This is a genomic window from Microvirga sp. P4_A5, from assembly GCF_056402495.1.
Genome location: NZ_JBFUHH010000002.1, coordinates 93,883 through 109,707, shown reverse-complemented (window position 1 = coordinate 109,707; position 15,825 = coordinate 93,883). Strand labels below are relative to the sequence as shown.

The window sequence follows — 15,825 nt, the reverse complement described above, 5'->3', positions numbered from 1 at the left end:
GGTCGCGACGGACGACCGCGCCCCTCTACAACCCCAGCTTCTTCTTCCGCTGCGCCAGCGTCCTGAGCCTCAGCGCGTTCAGCTTGATGAACCCGGCCGCATCCCGGTGATCATACGCCACCGCGCCTTCCTCGAAGGTCACGAGGTCCTGGTCGTAGAGGGAATACGGGCTCTCGCGGCCGATGAGGTGAACGCCGCCCTTGTAGAGTTTGAGCTTGACCTCGCCGGTGACGAATTCCTGGCTCTTGTCGATCAGCACCTGCAGCATCTCGCGCTCCGGCGAGAACCAGAAGCCGTTATAGATGAGCTCGGCATATTTCGGCATCAGCTCATCCTTGAGGTGAGCCGCGCCGCGATCCAGCGTGATCGATTCGATGCCGCGATGGGCGAGCGCCAGGATGGTGCCGCCGGGCGTCTCGTACATGCCGCGGCTCTTCATGCCGACGAAGCGGTTTTCCACGAGGTCGAGGCGGCCGATGCCGTTCTCGCGGCCGAGCGCATTGAGCTTCGCCAGAAGGTCGGCGGGCCCCAGCTTCTGGCCGTCGATGGCGACGGGGTCGCCTTTCAGGAACTCGATGGTGATCACGGTCGGCTTGTCGGGGGCCGATTCCGGGTCGTTGGTGCGCGAATAGACGTAATCCGGCACCTCGGCGGCCGGGTCCTCCAGCACCTTGCCCTCGGAGGAGGCGTGGAGAAGGTTGGCGTCGACCGAGAACGGCGCCTCGCCGCGCTTGTCCTTGGCGATGGGAATCTGGTGAGCCTCCGCGAAGGCGATGAGCTGCTCGCGGGAGCGCAGGTCCCATTCGCGCCAGGGAGCGATGACGGTGACGTCGGGCTTGAGCGCGTAATAGCCGAGCTCGAACCGCACCTGGTCGTTGCCCTTGCCGGTGGCGCCATGGGACACCGCGTCGGCGCCGACGCGCTCGGCGATCTCGATCTGCTTCTTGGCGATGAGCGGACGCGCGATGGAGGTGCCCAGCAGGTAGAGCCCCTCATATTGCGCATTGGCGCGGAACATCGGGAAGACGTAGTCGCGCACGAACTCGTCGCGCAGGTCCTCGACGAAGATGTTCTCTGGCTTGATGCCGAGCAGCAGGGCCTTCTGGCGCGCCGGCTCCAGCTCCTCGCCCTGGCCCAGATCGGCCGTGAAGGTCACGACCTCGCAGCCATAGGTCGTCTGCAGCCATTTGAGGATGATGGAGGTGTCGAGGCCGCCCGAATAGGCAAGCACGACCTTGTTCACACGCTTCGAAGGGCTTGAGGAAGACATGGTTTCGTCCCGGACATGAATGATGTGCGGGGCTTAGCCGGGATGCCGCGCGGGTGCAATGGTTTGGCGAGGGGAAGGGGCGAATGGTGAAAGGGTGAAAGGGTGAAAGGGTGAAGGGGAGAGGGGTTCAGTCGTCCTCTTCCTCCTTTTCTTGCAAGGCCTTCTGGTTCACGATTTCACCCTTTCACTTCTTCACCTTTTCACCCCTTCACTCTTCACTCCCCATTCGCCTCCCGGAGACCCCCATGGCCCAGCGCCCGATCGTCGAATTCTGGTACGATTTCGCCTCGACCTATTCGTACCTCACGGCGATGCGGATCGAGGAGGCGGCCGACAAGGCTGGGGTCGGGCTGTTGTGGCGGCCCTTCCTGCTCGGGCCAATCTTCGCCGCGCAGGGCTGGACCACGTCGCCGTTCAACCTCTTTCCCGGCAAGGGCCGCTACATGTGGCGGGACATGGAGCGCGAGGCGGCCCGGCTGAGGATCCCGTTCTACCGTCCCAATCCCTTCCCCCAGAACAGCCTGCTGTCGGCGCGCGTCGCCCTCGTCGGAGGCGAGCGCGGATGGGCGGCGGCCTTCACGCGGCTCGTCTTCACGGAAGAATTCGGCAACGGGCGGGACATCGGCCAGCCCGAGGTGATCGCCGATATCCTGTCGGGCCTCGGCCTCGACGCGCCGGCGATCCTTGGCGAGGCGCAATCGGACACCAACAAGCAGCGCCTGCGCCGGATCGGCGAGGAGGCGCAGGCGCGCGGCGTCTTCGGCGCCCCCACGCTGATCACCGAGGACGGCGAATTGTTCTGGGGCAACGACCGGCTGGAGCGCGCCCTCGACTGGGCGCGGGACGACCGCACGCGACGGGCGGATGTTCCGGTGTGAGGCCCTCGCCCCTGACGGGATTCGACCGAGTCGCCGCCGGTCCCGGCAAACGCTTGTTTCCGCCTGCGTTTTGCAGTAAACGACCGTCCTATCCGACAAGACGCCAGCGGTGACGATTTTTGGGCGACGCGCAAGCGGGCCTCTTTCGTCCTTTCCGACGCCTTGCCGGAGTATGACGTTTCCATCCGTCGATGAGACACCGGCCCGCCCCAAAAATGGGCGGAATGCCTGGAACTGGGCCCAACAGGGGCGTTCCCGGCAGCGGCGGTTTGGAAGCGGCCCGTCACACGAGCCGCCGGTGTAGCCCCTCAAACGTTGGGCCATTCAGGAGAATCCATGTCTGCAGCTACTCAATACACGCCGAGCCGTGACGATTTCGCAGCCCTGCTCGAAGAGTCGTTCCTGACGAACGAAATCAGCGAAGGCTCAGTCGTCAAGGGCATCGTGGTGGCGATCGAGAAGGACGTCGCCGTCATCGATATCGGCGCCAAGACGGAAGGGCGCGTCGCGCTCAAGGAATTTGCCGGCCCGAACCGCGACCAGACGGTCAGCGTCGGTGACGAGGTCGAAGTCTATGTCGAGCGCATCGAGAACGCGCTCGGCGAAGCGGTCATCTCCCGCGACAAGGCCCGCCGCGAAGAGAGCTGGGTCAAGCTCGAGAAGGCCTTCGAGGCCAACGAGCGTGTCAACGGCACGATCTTCAATCAGGTCAAGGGCGGCTACACGGTCGATCTCGACGGCGCCGTGGCGTTCCTGCCCCGTTCGCAGGTCGATATCCGCCCCGTGCGCGACGTCACCCCGCTCATGGGCGTCAGCCAGCCGTTCCAGATCCTCAAGATGGATCGCCGCCGCGGCAACATCGTCGTGTCGCGCCGTACCGTTCTCGAAGAGAGCCGCGCCGAGCAGCGTTCCGAGCTCGTGGCGAACCTCGAAGAGGGTCAGGTCATCGACGGCGTGGTCAAGAACATCACCGAATACGGTGCGTTCGTTGATCTCGGCGGCATCGACGGCCTGTTGCACGTCACCGACATGGCATGGCGCCGCGTGAACCATCCGTCCGAGGTCGTGAACATCGGCCAGACGGTGAAGGTCAAGATCATCAAGATCAACCACGAGACGCACCGCATCTCGCTCGGCATCAAGCAGCTTCTCGCCGATCCGTGGGAGGGCATCGCCGCCCGCTACCCGGTCGACGCCAAGCTCAAGGGCCGCGTCACGAACATCACCGATTACGGTGCGTTCGTCGAACTCGAGCCGGGCATCGAAGGCCTGATCCACGTCTCCGAGATGTCCTGGACCAAGAAAAACGTTCACCCCGGCAAGATCATCTCCACCAGCCAAGAGGTTGAGGTCGTGATCCTCGAGGTCGACCAGGTGAAGCGCCGCATCTCGCTGGGCCTGAAGCAGACGCTTCAGAATCCGTGGGAGGCTTTCGCCGAACTGCATCCCGTCGGCTCCGAAGTCGAAGGCGAAGTGAAGAACAAGACCGAGTTCGGTCTCTTCATCGGCCTCGACAACGACGTGGACGGCATGGTCCACCTGTCGGACCTCGACTGGAACAAGCCGGGCGAGCAGGTCATCGACGACTTCAAGAAGGGCGACATGGTTCGCGCGCAGGTTCTCGACGTCGACGTCGAGAAGGAGCGCATCTCGCTGGGCATCAAGCAGCTCGGCGGCGACCCCTTCGCGGAAGCCGGCGAACTCAAGAAGGGCCAGATCGTCACCTGCGAGGTTCTCGAGGTGAAGGATGGCGGCATCGAGGTGAAGATCGTCGACACCGACCTCTCCACCTTCATCAAGCGTAACGAGCTTGCCCGCGACCGTGGCGACCAGCGCCCCGAGCGTTTCGCCGCCGGCGAGAAGCTCGATGCCCGCGTCACCCAGTTCGACCGCAAGGCGCGCCGCGTGACCCTCTCGATCAAGGCCCTCCAGGTCGCGGAAGAGAAGGAAGCCATCGCGCAGTTCGGTTCGAGCGATTCGGGCGCTTCACTCGGCGACATCCTCGGCGCGGCCCTCAACAAGGCCAAGACCGACAAGAAGTAAGCGGGCCTGAACCAAGGCTTGTGGGAAGGCCCGCGCGAAATTTCGCGCGGGCCTTTTTCGTTCGAGGAGGCGGGGAGGCGACATGCCGCGTGCGCAGGAAATCGGCCCGATCGCCAGATTGAAGCGCTGGGCCCGGTCGGTTCGCACCGAGGTCGTGGCCCTCTATCTGGCGGCACTGGACCCCCGCGTGCCCTGGTACGCCAAATTGGTGGCGACGGCGGTCGCGGCCTACGCGTTCAGCCCCATCGACCTGATCCCCGATTTCATCCCCGTGCTCGGTTACCTCGATGATCTGATCCTGGTGCCGGTCGGCATCCTGCTCGCCGTCAGGCTGGTGCCGCCCGCTCTCATGGAGGAATTTCGCGCCGCCGCCCTTCGCCGATTGGACAGCCCGGCGAGCCGGGCCGGGGCCGTCGCAATCGTCGCGCTATGGGCTTTGTCCGCCGGCCTCCTGCTCTGGATGTTCTGGCCGAGACCTGGGCTGTAAGCGTTTTTATTGGCGGGCGCGCCTTGCCGCCCCACCTGCCTTCGCAATAGGGTGCGGCCAGCCGAGCCGCCCATTCGCGACGCAAGAGATCAACCCATGACCATCGACGCCGAAGCCATCGCCGACCGCCGCCGATTGCGCCGCAAGCTCAGTTTCTGGCGCGTGTTCGGAATTCTCGCCCTCATTCTGACGGTCGGAGTCGTGGGCTACGTGGCGGCCAACCGCTTCGGCCTCATCGAAGGCCAGGCCCATGTGGCGCGGATTTCCGTGAACGGGTTCATTTCGGGCAATCAGCGCCTGGCGGATCTGATGGAGCGGGTCGGAAWATCGAAGTCGGTCTCCGGCGTGGTCGTGTCCATCAACAGTCCCGGAGGCACCACCACCGGCTCCGAGGAGCTGTTCCGCAACATCCGGGCCTTGTCGGCGAAAAAGCCGCTGGTGGCTTTCGTGGACGGGACAGCAGCCTCCGGCGGCTATATCACCGCCATCGCGGCCGATCATATCGTGGCCCGCGAGACCTCGCTGGTCGGTTCAATCGGCGTGCTGTTCCAGTATCCCGACCTGTCGGGATTGCTCGGTCAGGTCGGCGTCAAGGTCGAGGAGGTGAAGTCCTCGCCTCTCAAGGCCGAGCCCAGCCCCTTCAAGCCGACGAGTCCCGAAGCCCGGGCGGCACTCGAATCGGTGGTCAAAGATACCTATGACTGGTTCAAGCGAATCGTTCGCGAGCGGCGGGGCATGTCGGAGGGCGAACTCGCAGCCGCCTCGACGGGTCAGATTTTCAGCGGTCACCAGGGCGTCCCGATGAAACTTGTCGACGCCATCGGCGCCGAACGCGACGCCGTGGCGTGGCTCGAGCGCGAGAAGGCGATTCGCAAGGATTTGCCGATTCGCGACTGGAAGCCGCGCAGCGACCGGGACTTCTCGCTGTTCGCCTGGGCCGCCACCGGTGCCGATCTGTTCGGTCTCGACGGCGTCGGAGAGGCATTCCGCCGGGCCGCCGCCAGCGCGGAGGCTGCTCAGCTTGACGGTCTGTTGGCGGTCTGGCACCCTTCGGAAAAATAAAGCAGCGTCAAACATATAGCCGATACATGATCAAATCCGAACTGGTGCTCAAGCTCGCTGAGCAGAACCCTCATTTGTATCAGCGCGACGTCGAGAACATCGTCAACGCGATCCTCGACACGATCGCCGATGCTCTTGCCAGAGGCGACCGCGTCGAATTGCGGGGCTTTGGCGCGTTCTCCGTCAAGAAGCGGGATGCCCGCACCGGGCGCAATCCGCGCACCGGCGAATCGGTGTCGATCTCCGAGAAGGTCGTTCCGGTGTTCAAAACCGGCAAGGAGATGCGGCAGCGTCTCAACGTGCCCCAAAAGGTCCTCAAGACCGCCGCGCAGTAATTTAGGGGATTGCCTGTGATTCGCTTCCTGAAGGCGCTGGTCCTTCTGCCCATCGCGATCCTGATCGTGCTGCTCGCCGTGGCCAACCGGCAGATTGTGACGCTCTCGCTCGATCCCTTCTCGCGGGCGGCGCCGGAATTCTCGGCCGATCTCCCGCTTTTCGCCGTCATCTTCGCCGCCGTCATGCTGGGCGTCGTGATCGGCGGCATCGCCGCCTGGCTGGCGCAGGGCAAGCATCGTCGCGAGCGGCGACTCTACCGACGCGAGGCGAATACGCTGCGCAACGAAACCGATCGCCTGCGCGCGGGCAAATCCAGCACCGACCTGACGATTCCGCCGTCCCATTCGGCCTTGCTCTAGGTCCGCCATGCGTGTCGTCTCCGCCGCCGACATCGACCGGGTCCTCACCTTCCCGGTTCTGATCGACGCGCTCGCGGACGCGTTTGCGGACGGCATCGTCGCGCCCGTCCGGCACCATCATGCGATCGAGCGCGACGGGGCTCACGGAACGCTCCTGCTCATGCCGGCATGGACGGGCGCCGCTTCGACCCGCCCGTTCATGGGCGTCAAGGTCGTGTCGGTGTTCCCCGGGAACGCTGCCCGGGCCTTGCCGAGCGTCATGGGCACCTATCTGCTGATGGATGGCGATACGGGGGAGCCCGAAGCAGCATTCGACGGCACACGCCTCACCCTCTGGCGAACCGCCGCCGCATCCGCCCTCGCGGCCCGCTATCTCGCGCGTCCGGATGCGACCCGCATGGTGATGGTGGGCGCCGGATCTCTCGCGCCGTTTCTCATCCGAGCGCATCTCAGCCAGAGGCCCCTCTCGCAGGTGGTGCTGTGGAACCATCGGCCAGAAAAGGCCGAGGCGTTGGCGGCAAGTCTCCGGCAGGAAGGCCTGCCCGTCACGGCGAGCGTCGATCTCGAAGCCGCCGTGCGGGAAGCCGACCTCGTTTCCTGCGCGACGCTTTCGCAGCAGGCTCTCGTCAAGGGAGAATGGCTCAAACCCGGCACCCACCTCGATCTCGTGGGAGCCTTCAATCTCGCCATGCGCGAGGTGGACGATGTCGCCCTCCAGCGAGCCTGGATCTACATCGACACGGAGGCGGCCCAATCCGAGGGCGGAGACGTGGCGCTGGCGTTGCAGAGCGGCGCCATCGCCGAGGAGGATGTGAGGGGCGACCTTTTCGGGCTTTGCGCGCAGCCGCCATTCCGCGACCCCGACGCCATCACGTTGTTCAAGTCCGTCGGCGCGTCCCTCGAGGACCTTGCTGCGGCAATGCTGGTGTGGCGCAAGCTTGGCGACTTCGCCTAGAGTAACGCCACATGGACCACCTCATCAAAATTTGCGGCCTCTCGACACCCGAGACCCTCGACGCGGCCCTCGATTCCGGCGCGGACCTGGTCGGATTCGTGCGCTTCTCAAAAAGCCCGCGGCATGTGTCGCTGGAGGCCGGCAAAATGCTGTCGGAGCAGGCGCGGGGCCGGGCGGAGCGGGTCGTTCTGCTCGTCGATGCCACCGACGCTGAAATTGCCGAGGCCATCGATGCGATGGACCCCGACATCCTGCAGCTCCACGGCCACGAGACGCCGGACCGCGTCGCCGATATCCGCGAGCGCTTCGGTCGCTCGATTCTGAAGGCGATCGGCATCGCGGAGGCGGGCGACCTCGACCTCGCGGCCGCTTATGCGCAGGTGGCCGATTTTCTTCTGCTCGACGCCAAGCCGCCGCGCGCCGGCGTTTTTCTGCCGGGCGGCAACGGATTGCCCTTCGACTGGACGCTGCTTGCCGGGCTTGACCGAAAGCTTCCGTTCATGTTGTCAGGGGGGCTCGATCCCGACAACGTCGCGGCGGCCATCGAGCTGACCCGGCCGAATGCCGTCGATGTGTCGTCGGGCGTGGAGGTGCGGCCGGGGATCAAGGATCCCCAGCGGATCGAGGCATTCGTCAGGGCGGCGCGGGCGGCTTTCGCCGTTCCGGTTATTTGAACACCCGCCGCATCGCCCTTTGGGATGCGGCGCAAGCGTAAGGCAGGACCGGCGTGACAAATCAGGCTCAACCCAATTCCTTCCGCACCGGACCGGACGAGCGCGGCCATTTCGGCATTTTTGGCGGTCGCTTCGTGGCCGAAACCCTGATGCCCCTCGTGCTCGATCTCGAAAAGGCCTATGCGGACGCCAAGGCGGACCCGGCCTTCCATGCCGAGATGAGCTCCATGATGACCCATTACATCGGTCGTCCGAGCCCGCTCTATTTCGCCGAGCGCCTCACCGAGCATCTGGGCGGCGCGAAAATCTACTTCAAGCGCGAAGAGCTGAACCACACCGGCGCCCACAAGGTGAACAACGTGCTGGGCCAGATCCTTCTCGCCCGCCGCATGGGCAAGAAGCGGATCATCGCGGAGACCGGCGCCGGCCAGCACGGGGTGGCCACCGCCACCCTCTGCGCGCGCTACGGGCTCGAGTGCATCGTCTATATGGGCGCGGTCGACGTGGAGCGGCAGAAGCCCAACGTGTTCCGCATGAACATGCTGGGCGCCAAGGTCGTGCCGGTGCAATCCGGCACCCGCACCCTCAAGGACGCCATGAACGAGGCCCTGCGGGACTGGGTCACCAACGTGTCCGATACCTTCTACTGCATCGGCACGGTGGCGGGTCCGCATCCCTATCCCGCCATGGTGCGCGATTTCCAATGCGTCATCGGCAACGAGACCCGCGAGCAGATGATGGCGGCGGAAGGCCGGCTGCCGGATTCGCTCGTCGCCTGCATCGGCGGGGGCTCCAACGCCATCGGGCTGTTCCATCCCTTCCTGGACGATCGCAGCGTCGAGATCTACGGGGTGGAAGCGGCCGGCCATGGCCTCGACAAGCTCCATGCGGCGTCTCTCTCTGGCGGCCGCCCGGGCGTGCTGCACGGCAACCGCACCTATCTGCTGATGGACGATGACGGCCAGATCGCCGACGCCCATTCGATCTCGGCCGGCCTCGATTATCCGGGGATCGGGCCAGAGCATTCGTGGCTCCACGAGATGGGCCGGGTGACCTATCTCTCGGCCACCGACAACGAGGCGCTGGAAGCCTTCCAGCTCTGCGCCCGCCTCGAAGGCATCCTGCCGGCGCTGGAACCCGCCCACGCGCTCGCCAAGGTCAAGGATCTCGCGCCGACGAAGCCGAAGGATCACCTGATGGTGGTGAACATCAGCGGGCGGGGCGACAAGGACCTGAACCAGATCGCCGAACACCTGAAGATGGAGATCGGGTAGGGGGCGAACCGTTCGTCGACGTCCCAAGCCGGGGTTTTCCCCTATCCGCGTCCACATGCTATGGGACCGCCCATGACAACTCGCATCGAAGCCCGTTTCGCCAAATGCCGCCAGGAGGGCCGCGCGGCCCTCGTCACCTATGTGATGGCGGGCGACCCCGACCCCGAGACATCGCTCGAGATCCTCCGAAGCCTGCCGAAGGCCGGGGCCGACATCGTCGAAATCGGCCTGCCCTTCACCGATCCCATGGCGGACGGTCCGGCCATTCAGGCGGCGGGATTGCGGGCGCTGAAGGTGGGGCAGAACACCGTCAGGACGCTGGAGCTGATCCGCCGTTTTCGTGACGACGATCAAGAGACGCCTGTCATTCTCATGGGCTATTTCAACCCGATACACACCTACGGCCGCGACCGCTTTCTGGTCGACGCCAAGGCGGCGGGCGTGGATGGTTTGATCGTGGTCGACCTGCCCCCCGAGGAGGACGACGAGTTATGCTTGCCGGCCCTCAAGGCCGGTCTGGCCTTCATCCGCCTCGCAACCCCCACCACCGACGACAAGCGCCTGCCGGCGGTGCTCGCCAACACGGCCGGGTTCGTTTATTACGTTTCAATCACCGGCATCACCGGTATGGCGACCCCCGATTTCGGCAAGGTCGCCACGGCGGTGGAGCGGATCAAACGGCATACGCCGTTGCCGGTCGTGGTGGGGTTCGGCGTCAAGAGCGGCGCGCATGCCGCTGCTGTGGCCAAGGGTGCCGATGGGGTCGTGGTCGGGTCCGCGCTGATCGACGTCCTCAAGGGCACGCTCGACGATCAGGATCGCGCCACCTCGCGCTCGGTCGAGGCCGTCACCACATTGGTGAAGGAATTGAGCGAAGGCGTGCGCTCGGTGAACAAGCGGGCGGCGGCGTAAACTAACCGGCGTCCTGGCTGGGTTCGTCCCGGCTTTCGACGCCCGCTGCGCCACAGGCGCGGGTGCCCGGACCGGCTCCGGGCATCACGCGAAAGGACAAAGTCATGAACTGGATTTCCGAAGTCGTTCGCCCGAAGATCAAGACGCTCTTCAAGCGCGAGGCGCCCGACAATCTGTGGATCAAGTGCCCGGATACAGGGCAGGTCGTGTTCCACAAGGACGTGGAGGCGAACCAATGGGTCATCCCCGGCTCGAACCACCACATGCGCATCTCCGCCTCGCAGCGCCTCGGCCTGATGTTCGACGGCGGCACATGGCTCGACGTGGCGCTGCCGGAAGTGGCAATCGACCCTCTCAAGTTCCGCGACGAGAAGCGCTATATCGACCGCCTGAAGGACGCTCGCGCCAAGACAGGCCAGCAGGACGCCTTCAAGGTCGGGTTCGGCCGCGTCGAGAACATCCCCATGACCATCGCGGTGCAGGATTTCGGCTTCATGGGCGGGTCGCTGGGCATGGCGGCGGGCGAGGCCTTCGTGAAGGGCGCCATGACGGCGCTGGAGAAGAGGACCCCCTATATCCTGTTCGCAGGCTCGGGCGGCGCGCGCATGCAGGAGGGGATCCTGTCCCTCATGCAGATGCCTCGCACGACCGTCGGCATCCGCCGCCTGCGCGAGGCGAAGCTGCCCTACATCGTGGTGCTGACGAATCCCACCACCGGCGGGGTCACTGCGTCCTACGCCATGCTTGGCGACGTCCATATCGCCGAACCGGGCGCGCTCATCGGCTTTGCGGGCCCCCGCGTCATCGAGCAGACGATCCGCGAAAAGCTGCYGGACGGGTTCCAGCGCGCCGAGTACCTGAAGGATCACGGCATGGTCGACATGGTGGTGCACCGTCATGACGTGAAGGGCACCGTGGCGCGGCTTGCCAGCCTGTTTACGAACGCGACCGCCCAAGCGGCCTGATTTCTTCACTCTGTCGCGCATGAGCATCCGGCTGCCGGATCGCCGTTTCATGCGAAAGGGACGTTCCGCATGGATTCGTCAGATGCGCTGATCGCGCGCTTTCTCGCGCTGCATCCGAAGACCATCGATCTGTCGCTGGGCCGCATCCAGCGGCTGCTGGCGCAGCTCGGCCATCCGGAGCGGCGCCTGCCGCCGGTGATCCACGTGGCGGGCACCAACGGCAAGGGTTCGACCATCGCGTTCATGCGGGCGATCCTCGAAAGCGCCGGGCTCGCGGTCCATGTCTATACGTCGCCGCATCTGGTGCGCTTCCACGAGCGCATCCGCCTCGGGCGCCTCAACGGCGGACAATACGTCACCGAGGAGCGGCTCGTGGAAGCGTTCCGCCGCTGCGAGGCGGTGAATGCCGGCGAGCAGATCACCGTGTTCGAAATCACCACGGCGGCGGCGATCCTGTTGTTCTCCGAAGAACCCGCCGACGTCCTGCTGCTCGAAGTGGGCCTCGGCGGCCAGTTCGACGCGACCAACGTGATCGATCATCCGGCGGCCGCGGTCGTCACCTCGATCGGGCATGACCACGCGGAATATCTCGGCACCACGCTCGAAGGCATCGCGCGCGAGAAGGCCGGCATCTTCAAGCGTGGCTGCCCGGCGGTGATCGCGCCCCAGGATTATCTCCCGGCCGACCAGACCCTGCGCGCCGAGGCCGAGCGCATCGGCGCATCGCCCATCATCGTCGGCATGCAGGATTTCTCGGTGCACGAGGAGGGTGGACGGCTCGTCTATCAGGACGAGAAAGGCCTGCTCGACCTCCCGCGGCCCCGTCTCGTCGGGCGCCATCAATACATCAACGCGGGCACGGCGATCGCGGCGTTGCGCGCCGCCGGGTTCGAGCAATTCGAGACGGCGGCTTTCGAGGCGGGTCTCACCCGGGCCGAATGGCCGGGACGCTTGCAGCGCCTTGCCAAGGGCCGTCTGCCGGGGCTCGCCCCCGAGGGCAGCGAATTGTGGCTCGATGGCGGGCACAACGCGGATGGCGGCCGGGTTCTGGCTGCCGCCATGGCCGACCAGAGCGAGCGCCACGACCTTCCGCTGGTGCTGATCGTGGGCATGCTGGGCACCAAGGATTCGGACGCGTTCTTCCGCAATTTCATCGGCCTCGCGCGAGAGGTCATCGCAGTGCCGATCGGTGGTCAGATCGCCGCGCGTCCGGCCGATGAGGTCGCCTCCATCGCGGCGGGCGTCGGCCTCACCGCGTCCGTGCAGGCAAGCGTCGAATCGGCTCTCGCGTCCCTGCGCGATTATGTGTGGGAGCGCCCGCCGCGCGTGCTGATCTGCGGCTCGCTGTATCTCGCGGGCGAGGTGCTGGCAGCCAACGGCACGTTGCCGCAATAACCCGCGTCACGCCGCTTTCGTATCGAGATCGGCCTGTCGCACGGGCAGATCGAAGGTAAAGGCCGAGCCCAGCGCAACGTCGCTGCGGACGTCGATCGTTCCGCCATGGAGTTGCATGATCTTCTGCGCGAAATTGAGCCCGATGCCCGTCCCGGCGATCCCCACCGCCGTGCGGGCCCGGTAGAACCGGTCGAAGATCCGCGGGACCTCGTCGGCCGGGATTCCAACGCCCCTGTCCGCCACACAGCAATAGGCCCTCGAGCCGTCAGACCACACCCGCACGTCGATGCGCGGATGCTCGCCTGAATATTTCACCGCGTTCGACAACAGGTTGACGATCACCTGCTCGATCAACAGGCCGTCGCAATAGGCCTGCACGTTCGGCGCATCGGCTCGAAGCGCGATGGAGGCATGCGGCGTCAGCTCGCGCTGCCTTTCGCAATGTTCCTCCACGAGATCGACGAGATTGCAGATGGCCGGCTGGACCTCGATCTGGCCCTCATCGAGTCTCGCGGCGTTCAAGACGCTGTCGACCAGATGGGTCAACCGGCTGATCGCCCCGCGCATGCGCCGGATTCGCAGCGAAAGATCCTGTGGCGTCACGGCTCCGGTCTGCCGCAGGAGGCGCTGCGCGCTGGAATCGAGAATCGCCAGTGGTGTCCTGAACTGGTGGGACACCATGGAGACGAAATTGCGGTAGGCGCCGGTCGTCTCGCGTTCGCGATCGAGCGCCGACACGAGAGCGTTCGAGGCGCGTTTGTGCTGCGTGATGTCGGTGAGGCGCATGAAGATCGTGCCGCCATCCGCCCTGGTGACGGAAAGATGCGCCCAGGTATCGCCGGTGAGCTGCAGGTCGGTGGCGATCCCCGCGAACGGGCTGTCGACTTGAGCCAGCGGGAGATCGGTGCTTCCCATCGGAATGAGACGGTCGACGAAGTCGGAGAGCGTCAATTGTTCGCCGCCGGTGGGCACGGCCGCGGCCTCCCGGATGCGCTCGTTGGCGAACAGAAGGTGCCCGCCGGCGTCGAACGCGGCGAAGCCCTCCGGGGCGGTCTCAATGGCGGCGATGAGACGACGTTCCGCCTGCTGTAACGCGACGGTGCGTTGCTTCACCTGGTTTTCGAGATCGACATTCTGCCGCTCCGCCTGCCGGCGGGCCTTCCAGTGCTGGCTCATGTCGAGCACGAACGCGATGCCCAGCCGCCGCCCGGCGGTTCTCAGGGGATAGCTGTGGATCTCCAGCAGACGATCCTGTCCTGTTGGCGACAAGCCCTCATCCTCGATCACCGAATGAGTGCCCCCGATCGCCGCCTGCAGCATGATGTCGAGGGAAGGTTTGCGGAAGAGCGGTACACGCTCGCGAATGTCGGTGCCGGTCACATCGGCAGCCCTCAGTCCCAGCAAAGTCTCCATGCCCGGGTTGAACAAGAGGCAGGTCAGGTTCTGGTCGAATATGACGATGCCTTGGCTGGTGACGTTGTTGATGACGAGATCGGCAAGCTCCTCCTGCTCGATCAACCGCTGCCGGGTGCGCTTGTTTTCGTTCACGCTTCTCAGAAAGTTCACGGTGAAGAAGACCGACGCGAGCAGGAGGCACAGGAACGCCACCGCGGTTTCGATCAGCATCTGCAGGTAGCGCGTTCGCAGATCCTTCACATAGGCGTTGCTTTCCAGCACGATCCGGTTGGCGAGATCGCGCAGGTCTGCGCCCGCGACGCGGGCGTAGTCGCGAATTCGGGACTCCGCTTCGCGACCGGGCCTGCCGAGATCCTCGGCGGCGAGGCGCGCGAAGTTCGTGTAATGGCCCCGTACCTTGTCGAGGTAGCCGTAATTCGCCAGGACCTGGCGGAAATGGCCCTCGAGCAGTTGGGAAAGGGAACTGACGGCGACGTCCAACTGCCGCGCGGCGAGAGTTTTCTGAGCGTCGGCGCTCACGTCCGGCTCAGGCGGCGCCAGACGATCCGCCAGACGGGCGACCTGATACTGGGCCTGCGTGACAGGCCACAGCACCACGTAGAGCGCGTCCTTCTGGAATTCCTGACGCATCTCCACGAGCCGGGAGAAGTTGAAGCCGGAGATGCCTACGAGCACAGCGATGACGAGGCCGGATGCGAGGGCGGAGCCGGCCGGCAGGCGCTCTCTCAGACGGCGGGTTTTACTCAACGTCGAGCCTGTCGAGTTGCCACACCCATTTGGAATCGTTCTCCGCCCCCTCCATGAGGGAGCCGAGGCGGTCTTTCGGGAACACGATCCACAAGGGGCCCTTGTCTCTCGGCGTCAGAAGCACCCCGTCCATGCGCATCGCCAGGATCGGATCGTGTGTCAGGTCGGAGACGGGGAGCGAGATGGAATAATCGTTCAGCGCGGTGGCCTTCAAGGTCGTGCCCCGCGCGCCGATGCGGGCCAGAACGACCCCGAGAGGCACCCCCTCGAAAGTCTTTCGCCCGTCGGTGAAGCTTGTGGACGTCTGGATACTCACGACACCGAGCGCCTCGAGCATCGAGCGGTCGAATTCGGCGCCGTTCGGTCCGTTCGTCCTCGCCACCTTGCCGGTGACGGTGAGGAGCACTTCTCCCGTTGGCGAGGGTAGGGTCTCTTGTGCCTCGGCGGAGCGGAGCGGCGAAAGGATCAAGAGCAGAAGGACAAGACAGTGCCGCATCGTCGGCTCCGAATGGCGAGCAACGCCATATTATACCCTGTCGCCCCTACGTCCAGCCAAGTTTTCGGATTTAGTTCCTCTAAGGAACAGAATACGAAATCCGCGTGAATATTCCATCGGAACGAAAAAGGGCCCCCTCGGGGGCCCTCTTGAACGCCTTACGGCCGGCGAACCGGCGCGTCCTGTCGCGTCAGGCCGATGCCTGGATCCATTTGGCGAGATCGCCCTTGGGGGCGGCGCCGATCTTCTGGGCCACGACCTTGCCGTCCTTGAACATCATCAGGGCTGGGATCGAGCGGATGCCGTATTGCGACGAGACCTGGGGGTTCTCATCCACGTTCAGCTTCACGATCTTCACTTTGCCGTCCATTTCGGCCGAAATCTCTTCGAGAGCCGGACCGATCATGCGGCAGGGGCCGCACCACTCGGCCCAGAAATCCACCACCACGGGCTCGGAGGATTTGAGGACGTCCTCGCCGAAACTCGAATCGGTCACCTTCACGGTCGCCATTAAAACTCACCTTTTGTTGCGGCGACTCAGTCGCGAGCCGCGGAC

The 15,825-nt window shown here is 65.0% G+C and carries 16 protein-coding genes; 12 read left to right on the top strand and 4 right to left on the bottom strand.

What is annotated here, in order from left to right; translation table 11 throughout:
• Positions 1–25 precede the first annotated feature (25 nt).
• Entirely contained in the window at positions 26–1,270 is a 1,245-nt protein-coding gene (locus tag AC1DVM_RS01845; RefSeq protein ID WP_477251527.1) for an argininosuccinate synthase, read from the bottom strand.
• A gap of 245 nt (positions 1,271–1,515) precedes the next feature.
• Here AC1DVM_RS01845 and AC1DVM_RS01840 point away from each other — a divergent pair, with 245 nt between their 5' ends.
• The 12 genes from AC1DVM_RS01840 (at position 1,516) to AC1DVM_RS01785 (ending at position 12,610) form a co-directional block, all read left to right on the top strand.
• Positions 1,516–2,148: a DsbA family protein gene (locus AC1DVM_RS01840; RefSeq protein ID WP_477251526.1), complete on the top strand. Its 633-nt coding sequence runs from the start codon at positions 1,516–1,518 to the stop codon at positions 2,146–2,148.
• Between the two features lie 336 nt (positions 2,149–2,484).
• Complete coding sequence (gene rpsA, locus AC1DVM_RS01835; RefSeq protein ID WP_477251524.1) at positions 2,485–4,191, top strand: 30S ribosomal protein S1; 1,707 nt, start codon at positions 2,485–2,487, stop codon at positions 4,189–4,191.
• A gap of 82 nt (positions 4,192–4,273) precedes the next feature.
• The gene (locus tag AC1DVM_RS01830; RefSeq protein ID WP_477251522.1) at positions 4,274–4,678 is read left to right on the top strand and encodes a YkvA family protein; all 405 of its coding nucleotides are present in this window, start codon (positions 4,274–4,276) and stop codon (positions 4,676–4,678) included.
• Between the two features lie 96 nt (positions 4,679–4,774).
• Entirely contained in the window at positions 4,775–5,740 is a 966-nt protein-coding gene (sppA, locus tag AC1DVM_RS01825) for a signal peptide peptidase SppA (protein WP_477251520.1), read from the top strand.
• A gap of 26 nt (positions 5,741–5,766) precedes the next feature.
• Positions 5,767–6,075, top strand: a complete 309-nt coding sequence (gene ihfB / locus AC1DVM_RS01820) for an integration host factor subunit beta (RefSeq protein ID WP_150942562.1) — start codon at positions 5,767–5,769, stop codon at positions 6,073–6,075.
• Positions 6,076–6,090: 15 nt separating this feature from the next.
• Entirely contained in the window at positions 6,091–6,435 is a 345-nt protein-coding gene (locus AC1DVM_RS01815) for a lipopolysaccharide assembly protein LapA domain-containing protein (protein ID WP_477251517.1), read from the top strand.
• A 7-nt stretch (positions 6,436–6,442) separates the two neighbouring features.
• Positions 6,443–7,390: a bifunctional Delta(1)-pyrroline-2-carboxylate/Delta(1)-piperideine-2-carboxylate reductase gene (lhpI, locus tag AC1DVM_RS01810; RefSeq protein ID WP_477251515.1), complete on the top strand. Its 948-nt coding sequence runs from the start codon at positions 6,443–6,445 to the stop codon at positions 7,388–7,390.
• A gap of 11 nt (positions 7,391–7,401) precedes the next feature.
• On the top strand, positions 7,402–8,064 hold the full coding sequence (locus AC1DVM_RS01805; RefSeq protein ID WP_477251514.1) for a phosphoribosylanthranilate isomerase: 663 nt from the start codon (positions 7,402–7,404) through the stop codon (positions 8,062–8,064).
• Between the two features lie 53 nt (positions 8,065–8,117).
• Positions 8,118–9,338 (top strand): tryptophan synthase subunit beta, encoded by a 1,221-nt coding sequence (gene trpB / locus AC1DVM_RS01800; protein WP_477251512.1) that lies wholly within the window; start codon positions 8,118–8,120, stop codon positions 9,336–9,338.
• A 72-nt stretch (positions 9,339–9,410) separates the two neighbouring features.
• The gene (trpA, locus tag AC1DVM_RS01795; protein ID WP_477251510.1) at positions 9,411–10,250 is read left to right on the top strand and encodes a tryptophan synthase subunit alpha; all 840 of its coding nucleotides are present in this window, start codon (positions 9,411–9,413) and stop codon (positions 10,248–10,250) included.
• A gap of 104 nt (positions 10,251–10,354) precedes the next feature.
• Positions 10,355–11,215 carry an acetyl-CoA carboxylase, carboxyltransferase subunit beta gene (accD, locus tag AC1DVM_RS01790; protein WP_477251509.1) on the top strand — a complete coding sequence of 287 codons (861 nt, stop codon included), beginning with the start codon at positions 10,355–10,357 and terminating at the stop codon, positions 11,213–11,215.
• Positions 11,216–11,284: 69 nt separating this feature from the next.
• Positions 11,285–12,610, top strand: coding sequence for a bifunctional folylpolyglutamate synthase/dihydrofolate synthase (locus AC1DVM_RS01785; RefSeq protein WP_477251507.1), 1,326 nt, complete (start codon positions 11,285–11,287; stop codon positions 12,608–12,610).
• 6 nt (positions 12,611–12,616) lie between these two features.
• On the opposite strand, the gene AC1DVM_RS01780 is transcribed toward AC1DVM_RS01785, so the two are convergent.
• From AC1DVM_RS01780 to trxA, 3 genes are all read right to left on the bottom strand, one after another.
• Positions 12,617–14,773: a sensor histidine kinase gene (locus AC1DVM_RS01780; protein WP_477251505.1), complete on the bottom strand. Its 2,157-nt coding sequence runs from the start codon at positions 14,771–14,773 to the stop codon at positions 12,617–12,619.
• Complete coding sequence (locus tag AC1DVM_RS01775; protein ID WP_477251504.1) at positions 14,766–15,269, bottom strand: putative pterin-binding protein; 504 nt, start codon at positions 15,267–15,269, stop codon at positions 14,766–14,768. Before AC1DVM_RS01775 ends, AC1DVM_RS01780 begins: the two co-directional genes overlap by 8 nt.
• A gap of 190 nt (positions 15,270–15,459) precedes the next feature.
• On the bottom strand, positions 15,460–15,780 hold the full coding sequence (gene trxA, locus AC1DVM_RS01770) for a thioredoxin (RefSeq protein ID WP_477251502.1): 321 nt from the start codon (positions 15,778–15,780) through the stop codon (positions 15,460–15,462).
• Between the last annotated feature and the right edge of the window lie 45 nt (positions 15,781–15,825).